Origin of the sequence: Streptomyces sp. Je 1-79, assembly GCF_025195125.1 — a bacterium.
GTDB lineage: Bacteria > Actinomycetota > Actinomycetes > Streptomycetales > Streptomycetaceae > Streptomyces.
Genome location: NZ_JAMGSL010000002.1, coordinates 357268 through 380404, shown reverse-complemented (window position 1 = coordinate 380404; position 23137 = coordinate 357268). Strand labels below are relative to the sequence as shown.

14 protein-coding genes are annotated in these 23137 nt (G+C 73.6%); 11 read left to right on the top strand and 3 right to left on the bottom strand.

Annotated features, from left to right (window positions below):
* Positions 1–3: 3 nt before the first annotated feature.
* The 6 genes from M5362_RS04570 to argF all read left to right on the top strand — a co-directional run bounded on the left by M5362_RS04570 (position 4) and on the right by argF (position 12984).
* Entirely contained in the window at positions 4–3417 is a 3414-nt protein-coding gene (locus M5362_RS04570; RefSeq protein ID WP_260225990.1) for a tubulin-like doman-containing protein, read from the top strand.
* Positions 3414–5951 (top strand): hypothetical protein, encoded by a 2538-nt coding sequence (locus M5362_RS04565; RefSeq protein WP_260225989.1) that lies wholly within the window; start codon positions 3414–3416, stop codon positions 5949–5951. Before M5362_RS04570 ends, M5362_RS04565 begins: the two co-directional genes overlap by 4 nt.
* Positions 5948–8119 (top strand): hypothetical protein, encoded by a 2172-nt coding sequence (locus tag M5362_RS04560; RefSeq protein WP_260225988.1) that lies wholly within the window; start codon positions 5948–5950, stop codon positions 8117–8119. The genes M5362_RS04565 and M5362_RS04560 overlap by 4 nt, the downstream gene beginning before the upstream one ends.
* Positions 8119–10578 (top strand): hypothetical protein, encoded by a 2460-nt coding sequence (locus M5362_RS04555; RefSeq protein ID WP_260225987.1) that lies wholly within the window; start codon positions 8119–8121, stop codon positions 10576–10578. The genes M5362_RS04560 and M5362_RS04555 overlap by 1 nt, the downstream gene beginning before the upstream one ends.
* Positions 10579–10618: 40 nt before the next feature.
* Positions 10619–11851, top strand: coding sequence for an arginine deiminase (locus M5362_RS04550; protein ID WP_260225986.1), 1233 nt, complete (start codon positions 10619–10621; stop codon positions 11849–11851).
* Positions 11852–11970: 119 nt separating this feature from the next.
* Positions 11971–12984 carry an ornithine carbamoyltransferase gene (gene argF / locus M5362_RS04545; protein WP_260225985.1) on the top strand — a complete coding sequence of 338 codons (1014 nt, stop codon included), beginning with the start codon at positions 11971–11973 and terminating at the stop codon, positions 12982–12984.
* 113 nt (positions 12985–13097) lie between these two features.
* On the opposite strand, the gene M5362_RS04540 is transcribed toward argF, so the two are convergent.
* Positions 13098–13613, bottom strand: a complete 516-nt coding sequence (locus M5362_RS04540) for an ATP-binding protein (protein ID WP_260225984.1) — start codon at positions 13611–13613, stop codon at positions 13098–13100.
* Positions 13614–13865: 252 nt separating this feature from the next.
* On the opposite strand from M5362_RS04540, the gene M5362_RS04535 reads away from it, so the two are divergent.
* Positions 13866–14693 carry an enoyl-CoA hydratase family protein gene (locus tag M5362_RS04535; protein ID WP_260225983.1) on the top strand — a complete coding sequence of 276 codons (828 nt, stop codon included), beginning with the start codon at positions 13866–13868 and terminating at the stop codon, positions 14691–14693.
* A complete protein-coding gene (locus tag M5362_RS04530; RefSeq protein ID WP_260225982.1) occupies positions 14690–17014 on the top strand; it encodes a bifunctional salicylyl-CoA 5-hydroxylase/oxidoreductase in 2325 nt (774 codons plus the stop codon). Before M5362_RS04535 ends, M5362_RS04530 begins: the two co-directional genes overlap by 4 nt.
* A 105-nt stretch (positions 17015–17119) precedes the next feature.
* On the opposite strand, the gene M5362_RS04525 is transcribed toward M5362_RS04530, so the two are convergent.
* Together M5362_RS04525 and M5362_RS04520 are read right to left on the bottom strand one after the other, a co-directional pair.
* Positions 17120–17950 (bottom strand): PaaX family transcriptional regulator C-terminal domain-containing protein, encoded by an 831-nt coding sequence (locus tag M5362_RS04525; protein WP_260225981.1) that lies wholly within the window; start codon positions 17948–17950, stop codon positions 17120–17122.
* Positions 17951–17959: 9 nt separating this feature from the next.
* Positions 17960–19603 carry an AMP-binding protein gene (locus M5362_RS04520; protein WP_308354846.1) on the bottom strand — a complete coding sequence of 548 codons (1644 nt, stop codon included), beginning with the start codon at positions 19601–19603 and terminating at the stop codon, positions 17960–17962.
* A 109-nt stretch (positions 19604–19712) separates the two neighbouring features.
* Here M5362_RS04520 and M5362_RS04515 point away from each other — a divergent pair, with 109 nt between their 5' ends.
* From M5362_RS04515 to M5362_RS04505, 3 genes are all read left to right on the top strand, one after another.
* Positions 19713–21020, top strand: a complete 1308-nt coding sequence (locus M5362_RS04515; protein ID WP_260225980.1) for an acyl-CoA dehydrogenase family protein — start codon at positions 19713–19715, stop codon at positions 21018–21020.
* On the top strand, positions 21017–21415 hold the full coding sequence (locus M5362_RS04510) for a RidA family protein (RefSeq protein ID WP_260225979.1): 399 nt from the start codon (positions 21017–21019) through the stop codon (positions 21413–21415). Before M5362_RS04515 ends, M5362_RS04510 begins: the two co-directional genes overlap by 4 nt.
* Positions 21416–21518: 103 nt before the next feature.
* Entirely contained in the window at positions 21519–23072 is a 1554-nt protein-coding gene (locus M5362_RS04505) for an MFS transporter (RefSeq protein WP_260225978.1), read from the top strand.
* The last annotated feature ends 65 nt before the right edge of the window (positions 23073–23137 follow it).

Here is a 23137-nt window from a genome sequence, read left to right as displayed (position 1 = left end):
GACATGAAGATCTACCAGCCCATGCTGTTCGTCGGCCTCGGCGGCACCGGCGGGCGCATCGGCAGCGAACTGGAACGCAGTCTGCGCAGAGAGCTGTGCGGCCCGGACGGCACCGACCTCGTCGACGGGGGCAAGCGGCTGCCCTTCCAGCTGCCCGAGTGCCTCCAGTTCGTCTACGCCGACTTCAGCGAGGGCGACCTGCTGCGGCAGCCGCAGTTCCGCGCCAAGGGGGCCGAGGGCCAGGCCTTCGCCCGTACGTCCAGGATGGTCCGCGATCTGCTGCCCGCGGAGTTCGACTCCTCGCCCGACGTGACGCGCATGCTGCGGATCGCCCTGCACGAGGAGACCCGTTCCTGGCTGCCGCCCCAGGCGCGCCAGCCGCGGGTCGCCCCGCTGCACGACGGCGCGGGCCAGCTGCCGACCGTGGGCCGCGCCGCGCTGTTCGCGACGATGCGCCACGGCCTCGAACCGGTCCTGCGTCAACTGCGCGAGGCCATCAGCGCCATCGGCACCGCGGCGGGCGACCTCCAGCGGGTCGGCGGCGGCCGGATCCGGGGCTGTGACGTCTTCGTCGCCTTCTCGGTGGCGGGGGGCACCGGAGCCGGAATCTTCTACGACTTCCTGCACCTCATCGGGCACGAGTTCCGCAACGCCAAGGTGCGCGGCGTGAAGATCTACCCGCTGGTCGTCATGCCCTCGGCGTTCCCGCCCGAGGCGGGCGGCGGCCGCGAGGCCGAACTGAACGCGGCCCGCTCCCTGGTGGACCTCTCGCGGCTGGTCGACGACCAGAACGTGCCGGACGCCCTCGACGAGCTCGGCGACGTCGAGCGGCGGGGCCGGATCAGCGTCCACTACCCCGGCGAGGGCGCCGTCGAGCTGCGGGCCTCGACCGTCCAGACGGCGTTCCTCTTCTCCAAGCCCGCTGTCATCCGCCCGGAGGACCTGCGTCGTTCCATCACCGCCATGGTGATGTCCCTCATCGGCACCGAACTCGGCGAGGACACCGGCGGGGCCAACCGGGGCGAGGACGACTACCAGTCCTTCGCCGCCAGCTTCGTCAACAAGAGCGTGGAACGGTCCACCCCCGCCCGTACCGGTATCGGCTACCGCGGCATGTCCACCAGCCTCGCGGCGTCGCTCACCGTGCCCGTCGACGACCTCGCCGAGATCGTCGCCGCGCGCCTGCTCGCCCAGGCCGTCCGGGGCATGACCGAGCGGGCCCGCCGACCCGCCTCCGAGGCGCCCGAACTCGTACGGGAGCTCTTCAACCGGTCCGGGGTCGGACGACTGTGGACCCGGGAGGCCCCGGACGTACCCGCGCCCGAGGACCTCCCCAAGGGAGGCCGGGCGATCACCAAGGCGCTCTTCGACCGGCTCGGCGACATGGAGGACTCGCTGGACCGGCTCTCGAACAGCCTGGAGCGCGAAGTCCCGCGTCTCGTGGAGGAGTTCAAGCCGGGGACCGGAGTGCGCGAACTGCTCGACAGGATCGGCCCCTTCCAGCTGGAGGCCGTCCTGAACGGGCTGCCGGGCCACCCCGAGCGGATCGCCCGCGAGGGGTTCACCGGCATGCTCGACAACCGGCGCGACGAACCCGAACGGCCCGCGCACGTCCAGAACAGCGCCCCGGCGATCCCGCACATCAAGCGCGGCGCCGGCGGGCTCGTGGCGGCCCGGTGGAGCGACCCCGACGTCGAGGACGCGCTCGGCGAGCAGGACGACTGGTACCAGTGGCGGGCCAGGAAGCTGTGGCACAGCGGCTGGCAGGAGGGCGAGACGCAGTGGCGGGATCCGCTGCACCGGGTCGCCCACGACCTCGGTGAGCTGACCGGCGCGCTGCGCGCCCACGAGCAGGACGAGGGCCGTCTCTTCGCCGACCGCAGGCGCGAGCTCTACCGCGACGACCGCACGGGCATCACCTACCTCCTGCCCCCGCAGAACAGCCTGCGGGCCTTCTACGACGACGTCCTCGACCGGCTCGCCCAGAGCGAGCGGCTGCCCGAGAACGTCGACGCCGCCACGCTCCTCGGCCGGCTCGTCAGGCCCGAGGACTGGCGCTCCGCCCTGGACGCCGTCCGCCGCTCGCCCGGCGCCGCCGTCAAGGAGATCAAGCAGGTCGTCGAACAGCGCGTCAAGCGGCTCTTCGGCGAGGCCAACGAGGACCGCTACACCCGGCCGCTGCTGCCCTCCATGGAGCTGCTGCTGCGCGCCGCGTCCGGGGACGAGGCCGCCGAGTCGAAGATCGACGTCCGCTGGCTCGAACAGTTCCGCGCGGGGATCGCCGGACTGCTCCCGGTGGGCTTCAGTCCGGACGGCGGCGGGCCCCTGAAGATCCTCATCGTCCACCCGGCGAGCGAGTCCGACAGCCGCGCAGCCGACTACCTCGCCGAGGAGCTGAACCTTCCCGCCGGGGCGACGCAGGAGTACCGGGCCGTGGACACCGACTCCATCACCGTCGTCCTCTTCCGCAGCGGCATGAACCTCACGGACATCTCCGAGGTGCGCAGCGTCCTCAAACTCTGGTCGGAGGCACGGGACTCGGCGGGCGAGGACGACTTCCTGCACTGGCGTCAGCGGCTGGGTTACCAGGACGACTGGCTGGTCTCCACGGAGGAGGACCGGCAGCGGATCCTGCACCGGATCCTCAACGCGATGTGGAACGGGAACATCCGGATCAAGGGTCCCGCGGACTCCCCGGAGCTCGTCCGGATCCGGCTCCAGGAGGGCGAGTCCGCGTCCATGTCGCTCCGCCTGGAGGGCTTCGACGGAGCGCTCTCCAGCTGGGCCGGACTGCTGCGCGGGTACGAGCAGTCGGCGCTGCTCGACGAGGGCGAGATCATGGAGGTGTTCTGCGAGCGGCTGATGCGCTCCCTGCCCAAGGGGCTCACGCACGTCCCCGCCGACCCGTCGCCGCTCTTCGTCCACCTCATCGAGAAGGTCGTGCCGCGTCAGCTGGCCCTGATCGACCAGCTGAGCGCCGAGTACGACGAGAGGGACGCGGCGTGGCTCGCGCCGCTGCGGCACTTCTGGACGGTGACCTTCCCCGCGGCCATGAAGCGGCGCTTCTCCGGGGCCGGTCACCCCGTGCGGCCCAGCCTCCAGGCCCTCTTCGACCGCTGGATCCAGGCCCAGGCACAGGCGCACGAGCAGACCCCGGTACCGCCCGCGGAGCCGGTACGCCGGGTGCCGTACGAGCCGGAGTCCGAACCGCGGTACCGGCAGGAACCGGAACCGCAGTACCGGCCCGAGCCGGAGCCGGCGTACCGCCCGGAGCCGGATCCGCAGTACCGGCCCGAGATCGCGTCGCAGCGCCGTCCGGAGCCCGAGCCGTCCTACCGACCCGCGCCCGACCCCGCGTACAAGCCCGCGCCCGAGGACGTCCGTTACCCCTGGGACCTGGACGGTGAGGAGGAGTGAGCCCCCGCGCGACCCCGGAGCATCCGGTACCCGGCCACGCCGTGTGCCTCGACCTCAGGGCCCCGCTGCACGACCCCGACGCCGTGGTGCGTGCCGCGCTGGACGTCCCGCAGCCCAGGGGCGACCGCCGCTTCGTCGTCCTCGACGACGCCGACCGGCTCGTCGCCCACCAACTCCTCCACGAACGCCTGTCGTCCCACGGCCCGGCACGGATCGTCTGCCTGGCCGTCGGCGCCCCGGGGCAGCGGAGCCTGCGCCGCTCCCTGACCCTGCGCCCGCCCAACGCCGGGGTGCTCTGGCTGCTCGACGACCCGGACGACGCCGCGCTGCGCCCGCTCGTCGACGTCCTGTCCGGCCCCGAGGTGTTCAAGGCCGTCCTCCGCGCGCTCGCGGAGGTGGTCCACGGCGTGGCCGTCCCCTCCGCACGCGTTCTGGAGCACGACCTGACCGACGAGGCACGCGCGCGTTCCTGGCGGCAGGCGGTGGAGGGCCTGGCCGGTCCCGACGTCCCCGCCCAGGCGCCGGCCACGGAGGCCGTCCCCGCCGAACTCGCCGTGCTCCTCGACGAGTCCGTCCCCCGGTCCCTGGCCGACCACCAGTGGCTCCCCGCCCACGGCAGGGCCGGGGGCCTCCTGCTCACCTGCGAGGAGGCGCTGGAGGACGCCGCCGAGGGGTACGCGTGGGTGCGCGGCCCGGCCGGACTGCTCAGCACGTCCGGCCGGGCGCCCGACCTGCCGGGCGACATCGAGCGGCTGGCCGACTCCCTGCGACGGTTCCGAACCGCCGTCGCCGACGCGTTCACCGCCGCGGGCGGTACCCGGCTCACCGCCGAGCACCGCGGACAGCTGCGCGACCGGGGCGTCGAACTGCCCGAGATGCCACGGGAGATCTCGCGGGCGGGGATCGTCCCGGCCCTGCGCGACCACACCCACGAGCTCATCGGCCGGGGGCTGCCGCTCCGCTCCGTCGCCGCCCGGCTCGCCGCGCTCTCGGCGCGTACCGCTCCGTCGGGCAGCGCCGCGAGGCTCGCCCGGCTCGACGAGATCTGCTCCGACGACGAGGTGAACCGGCTGGCCGCCCAGCAGTACTTCGCGGCCGGCGGCTCGGGCGCCGCGGCCGCCGCGGTGACCGCCGTCCTCGCCTTCCTCGCCGGGCTCTGGCCGGTCGCCGGCTGGGCCCTCGGCCCCGCCGTCGCGGTGCTGGCCGCGCTCCTCGCCCGGCTCATGCTGCGGCGCAGGCCCAACCGCTCACCCGACGGCCGGCTCGACGGCGGCGCGAGCACCGGGGTGGCGCCCCGGCTCCTCGGCGGACTCGTCGGCGGCGCGGCCGGCGCGGCCGTGGGCCAGGCGCTCGGCCTCCCGCTCTGGGCGGGCGCCGTGGCCGTGACGGTCGCCGTGGCCGCCGTCACGGCGCTCGCCCTCCGGGACTGGACGCGGGCCGTGGACGACTGGTGGGCCCGGGTGGACCCCGAACGCGCCGGGCCCGTACTGAAGGAGATCCACCACCTCGTGATCACGACCGCCGTGCACGACTGGCTCTTCGCCGACGTGCGCCACCACTGCTCCGACGGCGCCGGGGCAGTCGCCCGGCTGCTGCGCGGCCTGGCCGCGACGGCCGACGCGTACACGTACGGACGCGTCGACGACGGGGACGGGTACGGGTACGGCTCCGGCCGCCCGTACGCGTACGACTCCGGCCCGCCGACGGGCAGCGCGTCCGGCGCGGCCGGCCCCGGGCGCTCGGAGGCCGCCTCCAGCGGGGACGCGTCCTGGAGCTGGGGGGACTGGGAGGACAGCGCGGGCGACGACCTCTGGTCCGACGTACCGGATGCATCCGACGTACCAGGTGTGTCCGGCGTATCCGACGCGTGGGACGCGTCGGGCCGGTCCGGCGATCCCGCGGCCCGGGCTCCGAGGCCCGCCTCCTTCGGCACGGTCCCCCCGCCCCGGAAGAGCGGGGACTCCGTGCCCGCCTGGCTGGAACGCCGGCACGGCGACGGCGGGCCCGCCCTCGTGGACACCCTCGTCGCCGACCTCGTCGAGGGCACCGTCCGGATCCTCGACGGCTGCTGGGCGGGGATCGAACGCGATCCCGCGAACGCCGGCCGGCTCCCGCTGGACGAGCCGCTGACGGAGCTGCTCGACGAGACCCGCGTCCGCCTGGAGCGGGACGTCGCGGCCTCCCCGCCGCCCGGCGGTGGCGAACGGCGCGACCGTCCCGACGCGGCCCGGCTCACCGGCGTCGCGCCGGACGCCGTCGCCCGGCTGATCGCCGACGACGACCCCGACCTCACGGTGCCGATGTGCGGCCCCGAGCATCTGCGGCTGCTCTCCCACGATCCCTCGTCCGTCCGCCAGGTCCGCTTCGTGCCCGAGACGATGCGCCGCGGCGCCACGGGCGACGACATCTGGCGGGGCACGGCCGAGGACGTGGAGTGGACGGGCGCGGGACGCCACGCCGGCGTGCTGCGGCTCGTACCGCTGCGCCCCGACGTGGTGCGCATCGTCAGGGCAGAGGAGGCGGGAGCGCCATGACCGAGCCGGAAGCCGCCCAACCACCCGGCCCCTACGAGGAATTGGAGTTCTCCACCCATCTGGAGGAGTCGATCCGCTTCGCCGTCCGCTACGGCGAGGACCGCAGGCCGCCCGGCCGCCCCGGTGTCCTCGCCCGCGAGGTCACCCTCAGCGCCGGCTGGCCGGTCCTCCAGTTCCGGCTGCCCCTCTCCGCGCAGGCGGACCCGCACGCGTACGACATGCTCGAACGGGAGGTGTCCACCGCCGTCGCGCTCGAACGGCGTTACGGCTCCGAGAAGTTCGGCGAGGTCTTCACCCGGGTGATCGGCTTCGACCTGACGTGCGCGGAGCCCTTCGTGCTCTACCGGACGCCCGCCGGCGCCCCGCTCACCGAGTGCGCGGGCCGCCTCAGCGGCGACGAACAGCAGCGCGTCATCGCCCAACTCGCCCTCGCCGTCCGCCTCCTGAGCGACCTGGAGCTGGTGCACCGGACGATCGCCCCCGACACCGTGCGCTGGGACGGCACCCATGTGCGGCTGTGCGAGCCGTACGCCGCGCTGCGCGTCGGGGAGACCCGCGAGGCCTTCGGCGCCGCTCCGTGGGCCTCGCCCGAGCAGCGCGCGGGGCGCGGGACCGCCGACCCCCGCGACGATCTGTGGTCGGTGGGCAGGATCGGCTACTACCTCCTCTCCGGCCACTCCGACCGGGGCGAGGGCCCGCCCGAGGACCTCGGCGACTACCGCCGCCTCGCCGCGCTCGAACACAGCGGTCTCTTCGCCGCGGACGCGGCCGCCCGGCCGGCCCCCGCCGAGCTGCTGCGGCTCCTGCACGTCCCCGACCCGCTCGCCACGGCCGTCGGCACCGCCGACCCGCTCAGCCGGGGCCGCGCCGAGTTCGACGCCCATCTCGCGCGCAAGCGCCAGGCCTCGGCGGCGGCCCCGGGTCAGGCACCGGGAGCGGCGTGGGTTCCCGTACAGGACGGTCCGCGCAACCCCTACGACCTGGTGCCCCCGAGGCCCTCCCTGCGCGCCCGGCTCCGCGCCGGCTTCGGCGGCGACGCGCCCGACCGGACCCCGGCGCCCCCCGCACCGGCGCCGGCCCCCGTCCTCGTACCGCCGCCGTCCCGCGCGCGGATGTGTCCGCACTGCCTGCGCCCCGTCGAGTACGACGAGACTCTGCTCGTCACCATCGACGCCAAGGGCAACCGCATCCCGCTCGACCTCGCCGGCGAACACCGGCCGGCGATCAGACGGGAGATCCTGCGCAAGGCCTACCACCTGTGCCCGCACGCGGGGCCGGGGGAGGAGGCCCACGAACTGCCCGTCCCCTATCTCACCAACGGCGATCCGCTGTCGATCGCCTTTGTCGGCAGCTCGTCAGTCGGCAAGACCCATCTGCTCGCGGCCATACTCGGCGAGGTCGAGCTCGGCGGCCTGGAGCCGTACGGTCTGAAGTGCCTGCCGCTCAACCCGGACGCCCACCGCACGTACCTGCGTGAACGCGTCCAGAGTCTGCAGCAGGGACGGCAGTTGGGCCGCACCGTCCAGCAGACCTTCGCCCGGTTCGCCGACGGTCTGCTGGTCTCGGCCCGGGGTGCGACGCCCCGGCCCGTCGTCTTCTTCGACCTGGCGGGTGAGGACCTGGCGCAGGACGGGGAGGTGACCCGCTTCCTGACCGGTGTCGACGCCTTCGTCTTCGTCCTGGACCCGCTGCGGGCGCTGCGGATGGCGTCGCTCGACCCGGTCCGCGAACAGGACGGGCTGCCGCGCCGGGACCTGGGGGACGAGGCTTTCACCACGGTCCTCAATCGGATCGAGCGTCAGAGCAACGGACTTGTCGGTGCGCCGGCGGTGATCGCCGTCAACAAGTCCGACCTGGTCCGCTTCGAACCGGCGGTCGACCGCTGGCTGGGCCGCGGGCTGCCCCCGCGGCTGGACCGGGAGGCGCTGCGCGCCGAGAGCCGCGACGCCTACGCCTTCCTGACCCACCACGCGAGCCGCGCCTGGCTCAAGCCCTTCGACGACTGCGCCCGCTGCACGTTGCACTTCGTGGCGGCGACGGGCGGGCAGGCCAGGGGAGACCGCTTCCCGCACGGGGCCCGGTCGCGACGGGTCCTCGCACCGCTGCTGTCCATCTTCGCCATGTGCGGGCTGCTTCCCGAGGCGGAACCGATCGAGGGAGGAGTCTGATGGCGCGGTCGAGGTACGAGGCGGACCAGATCGTCTTCCGCTGGGACAGCGAGAACGCCGTCGGCAGCACCGGCTTCGGCCCGGTGGCCTGGTCGGGGCCGCGCGACGAGGTGGAGGCGCTCTTCCAGATCTACGGCACGCTGCTGCGGGCGAACGGTGAGGAGACGCGGCCCGCGCTGCTCCGGGTGGAGCAGCGCGCGGGCGTCGTACTGATCCGCCGCACCCCGTGGCGGGACCAGGGCGGGCGCGAGTCGGTGATCTGCCATGCCCTCGTCGGGTCGCAGGAGCTGCTGGACCCGGCGTTCTGCCTGGGCCTGCACGCGTGGGACTGGGACGGGGCGGAGCTGCCGTCGGCGCGGGTGCGCGGAGCGCTGCCCGTGGTGCCGAGGGACGTCCTCGCGGCCTCGGCCTCGGCCGGGCAGCGGGCTCTCGACCTGGCGCTTCCGGGCGTCGAGCGGGAACTCACCGGAGCGGTCGCCGAGTTGCTGCGCCATCCGCAGGCCCGGTTCACGCTCCTGGACGAGCGGGGCGACACCGCCTGCGCGGTGCTGCGGGGGCTGTACGGGATGTTCGCCGACGCCCCGCGCCGCCCGCGCTGGTGGACCTTCGCGAGCCACGACACGGCGGAACTGACGTCGCTGCGCTTCGTGTTCGTCGGCCGGTGGGCGGGGGCGGCGAGCCGGAACACGGAACGCCGCCGCGTGGACCCCCTGGAGCGGGTCGGCGACCGGGCGGAGGAGCTCGCGGCGCGGCTGGTCCGGCACCATCTGCGCGGCGGCCCCGAGGGAGCGGTGGCGACGGCCCTCCGCGAGGCCGCGGGCGACCTCTCCCTCCTGGAGCAGGCCGAACGCGCCCTGTCCCGCCTCGACGCCGCCCCGACGGGCCGCCCGGAGCCCGCGGATCCGCGGGGGCGCGGGGAGGGCCCCGGGACCCGGGAGCCGGGCAGGGGCGTCGCCCCCCGGAACCCCCGGGACCGCGCCCGGCCCGATCCCCGGAACCCCAGGGACTACCGACCCCTGGGCCCGCGCACGCACCAGGAGGACCGCGACCGTACCGGGGCCCCGGGCGGCTTCGGTGAGGGTGGGGATCAGCGCGATCCCTGGGACGGTCTCAGGGACACCCAGGGTCTTCTGGACTCCGGGGGCTCGGGGGTTCAGCGGGCGGGCCTTGAGGACCGCGATGGCCTCCGGGACCCGGGCGATCCGCGTGCGGGCCGGGAGGGCCGCGGGGCTTCCGGCCTGTACCGGTCGGATGCGGCTCAGGGGCGCGAGCCGTCCGAACCGCCGGATACGGGGCGCGGGGGCTCTTTGCTGCGCGGAGCGCCGGAGCGCGGACCCGACGGACCTCGTGAGTCCCGGGAGGCTCCCGGCCTCCCCCGCGACTTCCCCGACAGCCCCGGCATGCCCCACGAGGCCCGCGAGGCCCGCGAGACGCCGAGTCTGTACCGCGATCACGCCGACAGCACGGTCACGTCCCACGAGGAGCCGAGCCCCGAGACCCGCGCCACGTCGAGCCTCCACCGCGACCCCGCCCCCGAGGGCGAAGGGCACGCGTCCGGGAGCCTCGACGCCGTCGCGCCCGCCTGGCAAGGGCCCGAGGCCCGTCGCTCCTGGTGGGGGACCGTCAGGTCGTGGCGGCGCGGGAAGCCCGTCGAGACCGGACTCGTACGGTCGCTCGCCGACCGCGCGGCGGATGCGGAGGCACGTGTCCGGGCCGGTGGCGACGGCGAGCTGCTCACCGCGCTCCGCGGACCCCAGTCGTACCGGATCGCCACGCTCCTCATGCACGAGGTCGCACGCCGGGTCCCGACCTGGCCCCGCCCCCTGCGCCGCGAGTTCAGGGATCTCGTCATCGCGCACGAGCTGTTCGTGACGGCCCCGGGCTCTCCCCTTCCCGGCGACCCGACCGACGCCGAGCGCGCGGCCAACGCCGCCGCGCTGCACCGCTGGGCCGTACGTCCCCTTCTCGACGAGGGCGACGCGCCGGCGACGGGCGTGCTCGTGGCGCTGCTGATCCGGCTCCGGTCGAGCCCTGTCCAGGCCGCGCGGTCCGCGTTCCGTCAGATCGTGGAGGGCGAGCGGCCGGGCCTGCCCGAGGAGGTCTGGCAGGCCCTGCTCCATGACGCCGCCACGGCCGCTGCGCCGCCCCGGCCGACGGCCCCGCCCGCACCGACGGCCCCGGCGTCCGGCCGCCAGGCAGACCCGAGGCACGCCCGCCCGGCCCCCGACGCGCACGACGCCCCCCACACGCACAACGCGCCCGACGCGCCCCCCACACCCCAAACACCCGCCGACCCAGCACCCCACGCCCCCACCCGCCCCCCGAACCCCGCTCCCGTGTCCCCGGCCGCCGTGCCCCCGTCCGAACCCTCCGGCGGCGACGGCCGGATGGTCGCCCTGACCCTCCTCGCCGTGATGGTCACTCTCCTCGCCGTCATCGTCGCGTACTCCGTGACGTGAGAACCACGCGCGAGCCGCCCGGCTCCGTCAGGATGGGCGCATGGGATTCCATGTCGATTCCGAGACCGGGCGGCTCCGCCGCGTCATCCTGCACCGGCCCGATCTGGAGCTGAAGAGGCTGACACCCTCCAACAAGGACGCTCTCCTCTTCGACGACGTGCTCTGGGTGCGCCGCGCCCGGCAGGAGCACGACGGCTTCGCCGACGTCCTGCGCGACCGGGGCGTCGAGGTCCATCTCTTCGGGGATCTCCTGCGCGAGTCCCTCGAACTGCCCGCCGCCCGCAAGCTCGTCCTCGACCGGGTCTTCGACGAGAAGGAGTACGGCCCGCTGGCCGCCGACCACCTCCGCGCGGCCTTCGACTCCCTGGACGCCGCCGAGCTCGCCGAGGCGCTGGTCGGCGGGATGACGAAACGGGAGTTCCTGGCCGCGCACCGCGAGCCGACCTCGGTCCGGTTCCACGTCATGGACCTGGACGACTTCGTCCTCAGGCCGCTGCCGAACCACATCTTCACCCGCGACACCTCCGCCTGGATCTACGACGGCGTCTCCATCAACGCGATGCGCTGGCCGGCCCGCCAGCGCGAGACGGTCCACTTCGAGGCGATCTACAAGCACCATCCCCTCTTCACCGGCCCCGAGGCGGGGAACTTCCACCTCTGGTCGGACGGCCAGGCCGACTACCCGTCCACGATCGAGGGCGGCGACGTCCTCGTCATCGGCAACGGAGCCGTCCTGATCGGCATGAGCGAGCGGACCACTCCGCAGGCGGTGGAGATGCTGGCGCGCGGGATGTTCGCGGCCGGCTCGGCGCGGACGATCGTCGCCCTCGACATGCCGAAGCGGCGCGCGTTCATGCACCTCGACACCGTGATGACGATGGTCGACCAGGACACCTTCACCCAGTACGCGGGGCTCGGCATGCTCCGCTCGTACACGATCGAACCGGGCGACGAGGGCCAGTCCCTGCGGGTCACCGACCACCCGCCCGAGCACATGCACAGCGCCATCGCCGCCGTGCTCGGCCTCCAGGACGTCCGGGTCCTCACCGCCACGCAGGACGTCCACGCGGCGGAGCGCGAGCAGTGGGACGACGGCTGCAACGTCCTCGCCGTCGAACCGGGCGTCGTGGTGGCGTACGAGCGGAACGCGACGACCAACACCCATCTGCGGAAGCAGGGCATCGAGGTGATCGAGATCCCGGGCAGCGAGCTGGGGCGGGGGAGGGGCGGCCCACGCTGCATGAGCTGCCCGGTGGAGCGCGACGCCGTGTGAGGAACGGGCGGGACGACGGGAGTGGGCGGCCTCACTGTATATCCATACTGATATACGTATAGACTTCCAGTCGCCGGCTCGTTCGCCGTCCCGTCCTCGACCGTACCCAGGAGCACCCCATGGCCACCGACCTCATCGGCCGCCACTTCCTCAAGGAGCTGGACTTCACCGCCGAGGAGTTCCGCGGTCTGATCGGCCTGGCCGCGGAGCTGAAGGCGGCCAAGAAGGCGGGTGGAGAGGTCCAGCGGCTGCGGGGCAGGAACATCGCGCTGATCTTCGAGAAGACCTCGACCAGGACCCGCTGCGCGTTCGAGGTCGCCGCCGCCGACCAGGGCGCGTCCACGACCTACCTGGACCCGTCCGGCTCGCAGATCGGCCACAAGGAGTCGGTCAAGGACACCGCCCGGGTGCTCGGCCGGATGTTCGACGCCATCGAGTACCGCGGTGACAGCCAGGCGAAGGTGGAGGCCTTCGCCGCCCACGCGGGCGTCCCCGTGTTCAACGGTCTGACGGACGACTGGCACCCCACCCAGATGCTCGCCGACGTCCTGACCATGACCGAGCACACGGACAAGCCGCTCGACGCACTCGCCTTCGCCTACCTCGGCGACGCCCGCTTCAACATGGGCAACTCCTACCTCGTCACCGGCGCCCTGCTCGGCATGGACGTCCGGATCGTGGCGCCCAAGGCCTACTGGCCGGCCGAGGCGATCGTCGCCTCGGCGCGCGCGCTCGCGGAGACGAGCGGCGCGAAGATCACCCTCACCGAGGACGTCGAAGTGGGCGTCCGGGGCGCGGACTTCGTCGCCACGGATGTCTGGGTCTCCATGGGGGAGCCGAAGGAGGTCTGGGACGAGCGGATCGCCGACCTCGCGCCGTACGCCGTGACCATGGACGTCCTGCGCGCCACCGGCAACCCGGGGGTGAAGTTCCTGCACTGTCTGCCGGCCTTCCACGACCTCGGTACGGCCGTCGGCCGGGACATCCACGCCCGGCACGGCCTGACCGAGCTGGAGGTCTCCGACGAGGTCTTCGAGTCCGAGTACTCCGTCGTCTTCGACGAGGCCGAGAACCGCATGCACACCATCAAGGCGGTCCTCGTCGCGACCATGGCCGCGGGGCCCATCGCCTAGCGCCCTCGTCGCGACCATGGCTCCGGAGCGCATCGCCTAGCGCCCTCCTGGCGACCATGGCCCCGGAGCCCACCGCCTAGCGGCCCCGCACCGCCCGTGCTCGGTCCTCGCCCTCAGCGCTCCGGTCGGCCGCTCACCGGACGAGGCGGTCCTGGGTGGCTCTGCCCCGGGTGGCTCCGGCCCGGTCGCGGCTGTCCCGGCCGTCGCTGCGACGGCATCGCGGGAAGGGTGAACCAGACCGCCTTGCCGTCCGCGGTGGGGCGGTGTCCGCAGTCGCTGCTCAGCGTGCGGATGAGGAACAGGCCCCGGCCGTGCTCCTGCCAGGGGTCGGGCGCCTCGCCCGGCTCCGGACAGGTCAGCTCGCCCGGGCGCGCGGGGCGCCGGTCGTGCACCTCGACCTGACAGCCGCCCGGCAGCAGCTCGACGACCAGCTCGATGGGGCCCTCGCCGTCGGTGTGCTCCACGGCGTTGGCGACGAGCTCGGCGGTCAGCAGCTCGGCGGTGTCCCGGTCGGCGGGCGCGTCGACCTCCGTCAGCGCGTCGCGGACCAGGGCACGGGCGATCGGCACGGCGGCCGTGGTGTGCGGAAGCTCGATGCGCCACGAGGCGGGTTCGGTGGCTTCGAGCATGGCAGGGTCCGTTCGCCGAGGGTCGCGGGGGCGGGGGGAGGGGTGCAGGGCTGTCCTGGACGTCCTGCTTTCAACCTTACGAAGGCCGGAGCCGAGCACCATGGGCACCCCCTCCCTCATGGCCGGGCCGACGGTCACCCGCCCGGCGGGACCTTCGGCGGGGAGGGCCGGGCCCCCGCTTTATCGCGCGCTCGTGACGACAGTCACAACACGGTGATACGCTGCGGGGAGGAGGAAGGGAGGGCGTCCCGTATGAGCCCCTTTACCGGCTCCGCACCCCGCACCGAGCGCTGGCGGCATCTGCGACTGACCGTCGAGGACGGCGTCGCCACCGTCACCCTCGACCGACCCGACAAGCTCAACGCGCTCACCTTCGGCGCCTACGCCGACCTGCGCGACCTGCTCGCCGAGCTCTCCCGCGAGCGGGCGGTCCGCGCCCTCGTCCTGGGCGGCGAGGGGCGCGGCTTCTGCTCCGGCGGTGACGTGGACGAGATCATCGGCGCGACCCTCGCGATGGACACCGCCGAGTTGCTCGACTTCAACCGGATGACCGGGCAGGTCGTCCGGGCGATCCGTGAGTGCCCCTTCCCCGTGATCGCCGCCGTCCACGGTGTCGCGGCCGGCGCGGGAGCGGTCCTGGCGCTGGCCGCCGACTTCCGGATCGCCGACCCGAGCGCCCGGTTCGCCTTCCTCTTCACCCGGGTCGGGCTCTCCGGCGGCGACATGGGCGCGGCTTATCTGCTGCCCCGGGTCGTCGGCCTCGGCCATGCGACCCGGCTCCTCATGCTCGGCGAACCGGTCCGCGCCGCCGAGGCCGAGCGGATCGGCCTGCTCAGCGAGGTCACGGAGGAGGGCGGCGTTCACACCCGCGCCGCCGAGCTCGCCCGCCGCCTCGCCGACGGACCGGCCCTCGCCCACGCCCAGACCAAGGCGCTGCTCACCGCCGAACTGGACATGCCGCTCGCGGCCGCCGTCGAACTGGACGCGGCCACCCAGGCGCTGCTCATGAACGGCGAGGACTACGCCGAGTTCCACGCCGCCTTCACCGAGAAGCGCCCCCCGAAGTGGCGCGGGCGGTGACGACGCCCCCCGCCCGGACCGAGCCCGCCCCCGCGGAAGCCCCCCGGGCCCCCCTCCGTATCGCCGTCGTCGGTGGCGGGCCCGGCGGGCTCTACGCCGCCGCCCTGCTCAAGCGGCTCGACCCCGCCCGCGAGGTCACCGTCTGGGAACGCAACGCCCCCGACGACACCTTCGGCTTCGGCGTCGTCCTCTCCGACGAGACCCTCGGTGGCATCGAGCACGCCGACCCCGCCGTCTACCGGGCCCTCCAGGACGAGTTCGTCCGGTGGGACGACATCCACATCGGCCACCGCGGACACCTCCTCACCTCCTCCGGCCACGGCTTCGCCGCACTCGGACGCCGCCGGCTCCTGGAGATCCTGCACGCGCGGTGCGCCGAGCTCGGCGTACGGCTCCGCTTCCGTACCGAGGCCCCGCCGGCCGCCGAGCTGGCCGCCGCACACGACCTCGTCATCGCCGCCGACGGCGTCCACAGCGCGACCCGCGAGGCGCACGCGGACGTCTTCCGCCCCCGGATCACCACCCACCGCTGCCGCTACATCTGGCTCGCCGCCGACTTCGCCCTCGACGCCTTCCGCTTCGAGATCGCCGAGACCGAGCACGGCGTGATGCAGCTCCACGGCTACCCGTTCTCCTCCGGTGCCTCCACCGTCATCGTCGAGATGCGCGAGGAGGTCTGGCGGGCCGCCGGCTTCGACGAGATGGACGAGGACGAGTCCACCGCCCGCTGCGCCAAGGTCTTCGCCGATGTGCTCGGCGGCCGGGAGCTGCGCTCCAACCGGTCCTCCTGGACGGCGTTCCGTACGGTGGTCAACGAGCGCTGGTCGCACGGCACCACCGTCCTCCTCGGCGACGCCGCCCACACCGCCCACTTCTCCATCGGCTCCGGCACCAAGCTCGCCGTCGAGGACGCCCTCACGCTCGCCGCCTGCGTCGAGGAACAGCCCACCCTGGCGGAGGCGCTGACCGCGTACGAGACCGAGCGCAGGCCGGTCGTCGAGTCCACCCAGCGCGCGGCGGCGGCCAGCCTGCGCTGGTTCGAGGAGGTCGACGGCTATCTCCACCAGCCGCCACGCCAGTTCGCCTTCAACCTCCTCACCCGCAGCCGCCGCGTCACCCACGACAACCTCCGTCTGCGCGATCCCCTCTTCACCGACTCCGTGGAACGGGACTTCGGCTGCCCGCCCGGCACCCCGCCGATGTTCACCCCCCTGAGGCTGCGCGGACTCACCCTGCGCAACCGGGTCGTGGTCTCGCCGATGGACATGTACGTCGCCGAGGACGGCCTTCCCGGCGACTTCCACCTCGTCCACCTCGGCGCGCGGGCGCTCGGCGGCGCCGGGCTCGTCATGACCGAGATGGTCTGCGTGAGCCCCGAGGGCCGCATCACCCCCGCCTGCACCGGCCTCTGGACGGACGAGCAGGCCGACGCCTGGCGCCGGATCACCGCCTTCGCCCACACACAGGCCCCCGGCACGGCGATCGGCGTCCAACTCGGCCACTCCGGCCGCAAGGGCTCCACCCGCCGCATGTGGGAGGGGATCGACCAGCCGCTCCCCGAGGGCAACTGGCCGCTGACGGCCGCCTCGCCACTGCCCTACCGGCCCGGCGTCAACCAGACCCCCCGGGCCCTGGACCGGGCGGGCATGACGGCCGTACGGGAGGAGTTCGCCGCCGCGGCCCGGCGCGCGGCCCGCTGCGACTTCGACCTCCTCGAACTGCACTGCGCCCACGGCTATCTGCTCTCGGGCTTCCTCTCCCCGCTGACCAACCGCAGGGACGACGCCTACGGCGGCCCGCTGGAGAACCGGCTCCGCTTCCCGCTGGAGGTCTTCGACGCCGTACGGGAGGCCTGGCCCGACGACCGGCCGATGACCGTGCGCCTCTCCGCGACCGACTGGGCGGAGGGCGGGACCACGACCGAGGACGCGATCGGGACCGCCCGCGCCTTCGTCGCCCACGGCGCGGACGCCCTCGACGTCTCCACCGGCCAGGTCGTCCCCGACGAACGCCCGGAGTACGGCCGCTCGTACCAGGCCCCGTACGCCGACCGGATCCGCAACGCGCTCGGGGTCCCCGTGATCGCGGTCGGCGCGATCTCCTCCTGGGACGACGTCAACTCCCTGCTCCTGGCCGGCCGCGCGGACCTGTGCGCGCTGGCCCGCCCGCACCTCTACGACCCGCACTGGACGCTCCACGCGGCGGCCGAGCAGAACTACCGGGGCCCGGCGGCGCCCTGGCCGGACCCGTACCGCGCGGGCAGCCGCACACCGCCGACGGGCCGCACGGACGCCCCGAAGCCCCGGCTCACCCTGAACTGACGCCCAGGCAGTCATGGCACGCACACGGGTCGGGGTGCGGGGTGCCCGGCCACTTCCCGGCCCGGTACTCCCGCGCGTACCCCTCCAGCCTCGCGGCCGGCTCCGTCACTCCCCCGAGCCGTCCGCCGTCGGTTGCGCGAACTCCGCGCCCCGGTCCCGCAGGCGCTCGTGGAGTTCTGCGAAGACCGTCGCCGAGCGGGCGCCCGGCCAGTCCTGGGGGAGCAGTTCGGCCGGGAGGACGGGGTCTGCGTAGGGGAGGCGCCGCCAGGAGTCCAGGGCGAAGAGGTAGTCGCGGTAGGCGTCCTCCGCCGAGCCCGGGGCGGCCCTCCAGGCCCGCAGGACCGGCTCATGGGCGGCCAGGAACTCCTCATGGAGCTTGGCGATCGCGGGCAGGTCCCACCAGCGGGCCACCGCCTCCGCCGTCGGCGCGTACCCCAGGTGCTCGCCGCGGAAGAGGTCCACGTACGACGAGAGCTCCAGGCGCTCCAGGGTGTGACGGGTCTCCTCGTACAGCCGCGCGGGCGCGATCCAGACCCCCGGTGCCGCCGAGCCGAAGCCCAGCCGGGCGAGCCGCGAGCGCAGCAGGTGCCGCTTGTGGCGCTCGGCCTCGGGCACGGTGAAGACGGCGAGGACCCACCCGTCGGAGAGCGCCGGTTCCGCCCGGGCGTAGATGCGGCGGTCCCCGTCGTCCAGGAGCTGGCGGGCGTCGTCCGACAGCGTGTACCCGGCCGCCCCGTCCGCCGTCCGGCGGGGCAGCAGCAGCCCCCGGCGTTTCAGCCGGGACACCGACGAGCGCACCGACGGCGCGTCCACGCCGAGCACCGCGAGAAGGCGGATCAGCTCGGCGACCGGCAACGGCTCCTCGCCCGGAGCGAGGCCACGGCCGTACGCGCCGTACAGCGAGACGATCAGGGAACGGGGGGTGTGCTCGACCACGTGATCACTCTAGGGGGTGTCTTCGGGGCTCGCGCGCAGCCGGAATCTCTGGAGCTTTCCCGTGGCCGTCCGGGGCAGCGCGTCCAGGAAGACGATCCTCCGTGGGCTCTTGTACGGCACCAGCCGGGCCCGCACGAACGCCCGCAGCGCCCCGGCCGTCTCCGCGTCCCGCGGCACCCCGTCGCGTACCACCGCGTACGCCACGACGATCTGGCCGCGCATCGGGTCCTCGTGACCGACCACCGCCGCCTCGACCACGTCCGGGTGGGCGAGGAGCGCCTCCTCCACCTGCGGCCCGGCGATGTTGAAGCCCGCCGAGATGATCATGTCGTCGGCGCGGGCGACATAGCGGAAGTACCCGTCGGCCTCGCGGACGTACGTGTCGCCGGTGACGTTCCAGCCCTGGTGGACGTACTCGCTCTGGCGCGGGTCGGACAGATACCGGCAGCCCACCGGACCGCGCACCGCGAGCAGGCCCTCCTGCCCGTCCGGGACCTCGGCGCCCGTCCGGTCCACCACCCGCGCCTGCCAGCCGGGGACCGGCCGTCCGGTCGTGCCCGGGCGGATGTCGCCGTCCGCCGCGGAGATGAAGATGTGGAGCAGCTCCGTCGCGCCGATGCCGTTGATGAGCTTCAGGCCGGTCCGCTCGTACCAGGCGTTCCAGGTCGCGGCCGGCAGGTTCTCGCCGGCCGACACGCACCGCCGCAGGGAGCGCAGCGTGCCGGCGTGGTGGCCGCCGTTCCGGTCGATCTCCTCCAGCATCACCCGGTACGCCGTCGGCGCGGTGAACAGCACCGACACCCCGTGCTCGGGGATCGCCGTCAGCAGCTGCTTGGGGCCCGACTGTTCGAGCAGCAGCGCACTCGCCCCGGCGCGCAGCGGGAAGAGGACGAGTCCGCCGAGACCGAAGGTGAAGCCGAGGGGCGGGGAGCCCGCGAAGACGTCGTCCGGATCCGGCCGCAGGACGTGCTCGGAGAAGGTGTCGGCGACGGCGAGCACGTCACGGTGGAAGTGCATGCACCCCTTGGGCCGCCCGGTGGTGCCCGAGGTGAAGGCGATCAGCGCCACGTCGTCGGCGGCCGTCTCCACCGCCTCGTACGTGTCCGGGTGGCCGGCCGCGAGGGCGAGCAGGTCGTCCGGGGCGTCCCCGCCGAAGGCCGTGATCCGCAGCCCCGGCACCTCGGCCTTGACCAGGTCGTCGACCGTCCTGACGTCGCACAGCGCGTGGTCGCAGCGGGCCATCTCGCACATGACCGCCAGTTCGCGGGCGCGCTGCTGGGCCAGGACGGTGACGGCGACGGCGCCCGCCTTCATCACCGCGAGCCAGCAGGCGGCCAGCCACGGGGTGGTGGGGCCGCGCAGGAGCACCCGGTTGCCGGGCCGGACGCCGAGGTCGGAGGTGAGGACATGGGCGATCCGGTTCACCCGTTCACTCAGTTGTCCATATGTCCAGACATGCCCGTCGCCGTCACGGAAGGCGGGGCGCTCCGTGCCGAATCGTTCCACCGTGCGGTCGAGCAGTTCCGCCCCGCAGTTGAGCCGTTCGGGGTAGTTCAGCCCCGGCAGCTCGAAGAGCAGGCGCGGCCACTGGTCCGATGGCGGCAGATGGTCGCGCGCGAAGGTGTCGTGGTGGGCCGAGGGGGTCAGCTCCATGAGTTCGTCCCCTTGTCGTGGTGGGGTCGCCCATCGAGCGTATCGTGATGGTGACGACAGTCAACGGTGCGCGATAGAAGTGATGTCGGCGAACGGGACAGGGGTCCGAATGTCCGTATTCTCACTCGATCCACAGCAGACCGCCCGCTGCGCGGAGCTCCGCGCCCTCGCGGCCGAACGGCTCCGGCCGCTCGCCGAGAAGGGCGAGCCGGGCCGCGTCAACCGCCCTCTCGTCGCCGCCCTCGGCGAGCTCGGCCTGCTGGCCGGGCTCTTCGACGCCGGCGCCCTCGACCTCTGCCTGCTGCGCGAGTCCCTCGCACACGCCTGTACGGAGGCCGAGACCGCCCTCGCCCTCCAGGGTCTCGGCGGCCACCCGGTCGCCGCCTTCGGCACCCCTGAACAGCGCTCCCGCTGGCTCCCCGAGATCGTCGCCGGACGCGCCGTCGCCGCCTTCGCGCTCAGCGAGCCCGACGCCGGCTCCGACGCCGCGGCGCTCGCCCTCCAGGCCCGTCCGGACGGCTCCGGCGGCTGGCGGCTGCACGGCGAGAAGCGCTGGATCTCCAACGCCCCCGAAGCCGACTTCGCCACCGTCTTCGCCCGTACGGTCCCGGGCGCCGGCGCCCGCGGCGTCACCGCCTTTCTCGTCCCGGCCGACCGTCCCGGCCTCTCCGGCAGCCCCCTCGACATGCTCGCCCCGCACGCCATCGGCACCCTGGTCTTCGACGGGGTCCCCGTCGGCCCCGCGGACGTCCTCGGCGAGCCCGACCGCGGCTTCCGGGTCGCCATGACGACCCTCAACCGCTTCCGCCCCAGCGTCGGCGCCTTCGCCGTCGGCATGGCCCAGGCGGCGCTCGACGCCACCCTCGCGCACACCGCCGACCGCCGCGCCTTCGGCGGCGTCCTCGCCGACCTCCAGGCCGTCGCCCACCAGGTCGCCGAGATGGCCACCCGCACCGAGGCCGCCCGCCTCCTCGTCTACGCCGCCGCGGCCGCGTACGACGCCGGGGCGGAGGACGTGCCCCGCCGCGCGGCGATGGCGAAGCTGCTCGCCACCGAGACCGCGCAGTACGTCGTCGACGCCGCCGTCCAGCTCCACGGCGCCCGCGCGCTGCAACGCGGCCACCTCCTGGAGCACCTCTACCGGGAGGTGCGTGCCCCGCGCATCTACGAAGGTGCCACCGAGGTCCAGCGCACGATCATCGCCAAGGAGCTCTACAAGGCGCGGACGCTCTCCGAACGGCCTTCAGAGGAGACGGCGGGGACGGCCCCCGGGACGCCCGGGGAGAACCCGTCGGAGAGGCTGCCGGAGGGGCCTTCGCGACGGACGCCGGACCAGCCTCCGAGGGGCACGCCCGGGCCGCCGTACGAGAAGCTTGTCGAGACGCCTTCCGCGCGGTCCAAGGAGGCCACGTCATGAGCCTGCACCGGCACAACCCCGCCGAACTCTCCCCGCCCACCGGCTTCTCCCACGCGGTCACCGCCACCGGCTCGCGGCTCGTCCTCCTCGCCGGGCAGACCAGCCTCGACCGCGACGGCAAGGTCGTGGGGGAGTCGCTGCCCGAGCAGTTCGAGACCGCCCTCGCCAACCTCCTCACCGCCCTCCGGCACGCGGGCGGTTCCCCCGCCGATCTCGCCCGTGTCACCGTCTACGCCACCGACATCGCCGACTACCGGCACCACGCCCACGAACTGGGCCGGATCTGGCATCGGTTGGCCGGCCGCGACTACCCCGCGATGGCCGTCATCGGAGTCGTACGGCTGTGGGACGAGCAGGCGCAGGTCGAACTGGACGGCCTCGCCGTCCTGGAGTGACGGGCCCCGCTTGATCAACTGGAGAGTCGCCGAACCCGGGCTTAATGTCGAAAGGTGGACTGACCGGCCCACGCCTCCTCACAGAGCGAGGACGCGACGCGCCATGAGTACACCCAAGCCGACAACGCCGGCGGGGACCGCGGCAACGAAGCACCAGGGCGACGGCAAGGGCATCGCCCTCTTCGTCATCGCCTCGTGTCAGCTGATGGTCGTTCTGGACATCACGATCGTCAACATCGCCCTGCCACACATCCAGAGTTCGCTGGAGTTCTCGACCACCAGCCTGTCGTGGGTCGTCAACGCCTACACGCTGACCTTCGGCGGACTGCTGCTCCTCGGCGGGCGCGCCGGTGACATCCTCGGCCGCCGCCGTGTCTTCATGTTCGGCATCCTGCTCTTCGGATTCGCCTCACTGCTCTGCGGACTGGCCCAGAACGACTGGCAACTCCTCGCCGCCCGGGCGCTCCAGGGCGTCGGCGGAGCCATCGCCTCCCCGACCTCGCTCTCCCTGATCACCACGAACTTCGAAGAGGGCCCGGAACGCAACCGGGCGTTCGGCGTCTTCGCGGCCGTCTCCGCGGGCGGCGGCGCGATCGGCCTCGTCGCCGGCGGACTGCTCGTCGAATGGCTCGACTGGCGCTGGATCTTCTTCGTCAACGTGCCCATCGCGCTGCTCATCGTCTTCCTCACCCCCCGCCACATCAAGGAGTCCGAGCGGCACCCCGGCCACTTCGACTTCACCGGAGCGTTCACCTCCACCCTCGGCATGGTGGCCCTCGTGTACGGGTTCATCCGTGCCTCCCAGGAGGGCTGGCGCGACCCGCTGACGCTCATCTCGTTCGGCGCGGCGGTAGTCCTGCTGTTCCTGTTCATCCTGGTGGAGCGCCGCTCCCGGCAGCCGATCACCCCGCTGCACATGTTCGCCGACCGCAACCGGGCGGGCACCTACGCGATCATGCTCTGCCTGGCCGCGGCGATCTTCGGCATGTTCTTCTTCCTGACGCTCTGGGTGCAGGACGTCCTGCACTTCAGCCCGTTGAAGACCGGCCTCGCCTTCCTGCCCGTCAGCGCGATCATCGCGGTCGGCGCGGGAATCGCCTCCCAGCTGCTGCCCAGGTACGGGCCGAAACCCTTCATGGTCGTCGGCTCGCTCCTGGCCGCGGGCGGCCTGTCCTGGCTGACCCTGACCGACGTCGACTCCACCTACCTGGGCAGTGTCCTCGGGCCGATCCTCGTCTTCGGCATGGGCATGGGCCTGATGTTCGTCTCGCTGACCATCATGGCGCTGTCCAACGTCGAGCAGCGGGAGTCGGGCGCCGCGTCCGGGCTGCTCAACGCCACCCAGCAGGTGGGCGGTTCGCTCGGCCTCTCGATCCTGGTGACCGTCTTCGGCACGGCCAGCCGCAACGAGGCGAAGGTGCAGATCCCCGTCTTCCTCTCCCAGGCGGGCCCCCTGGAGAAGGCCGAGTTCGCCAAGACGGGGCAGCTGCCACCGCCCTACGCCGACCAGGTCCTGACGTCCGGCGTCTCGTCCGGATTCATCACGGCGGCGGCGTTCGCCATCGTGGCGTTCTTCATCGCCCTCTTCGTGATCCAGGTCCGCGCCTCGGACATCGAACGCCTCAAGGGCGGAATGCCACCGCCCGGCGCCGGCTGATCCGCCCCCTCCCGACCCGCCGGGCCGGGCCGGGCGGGTCGGGCGGTGGCGGCCGGGCAGCGGAC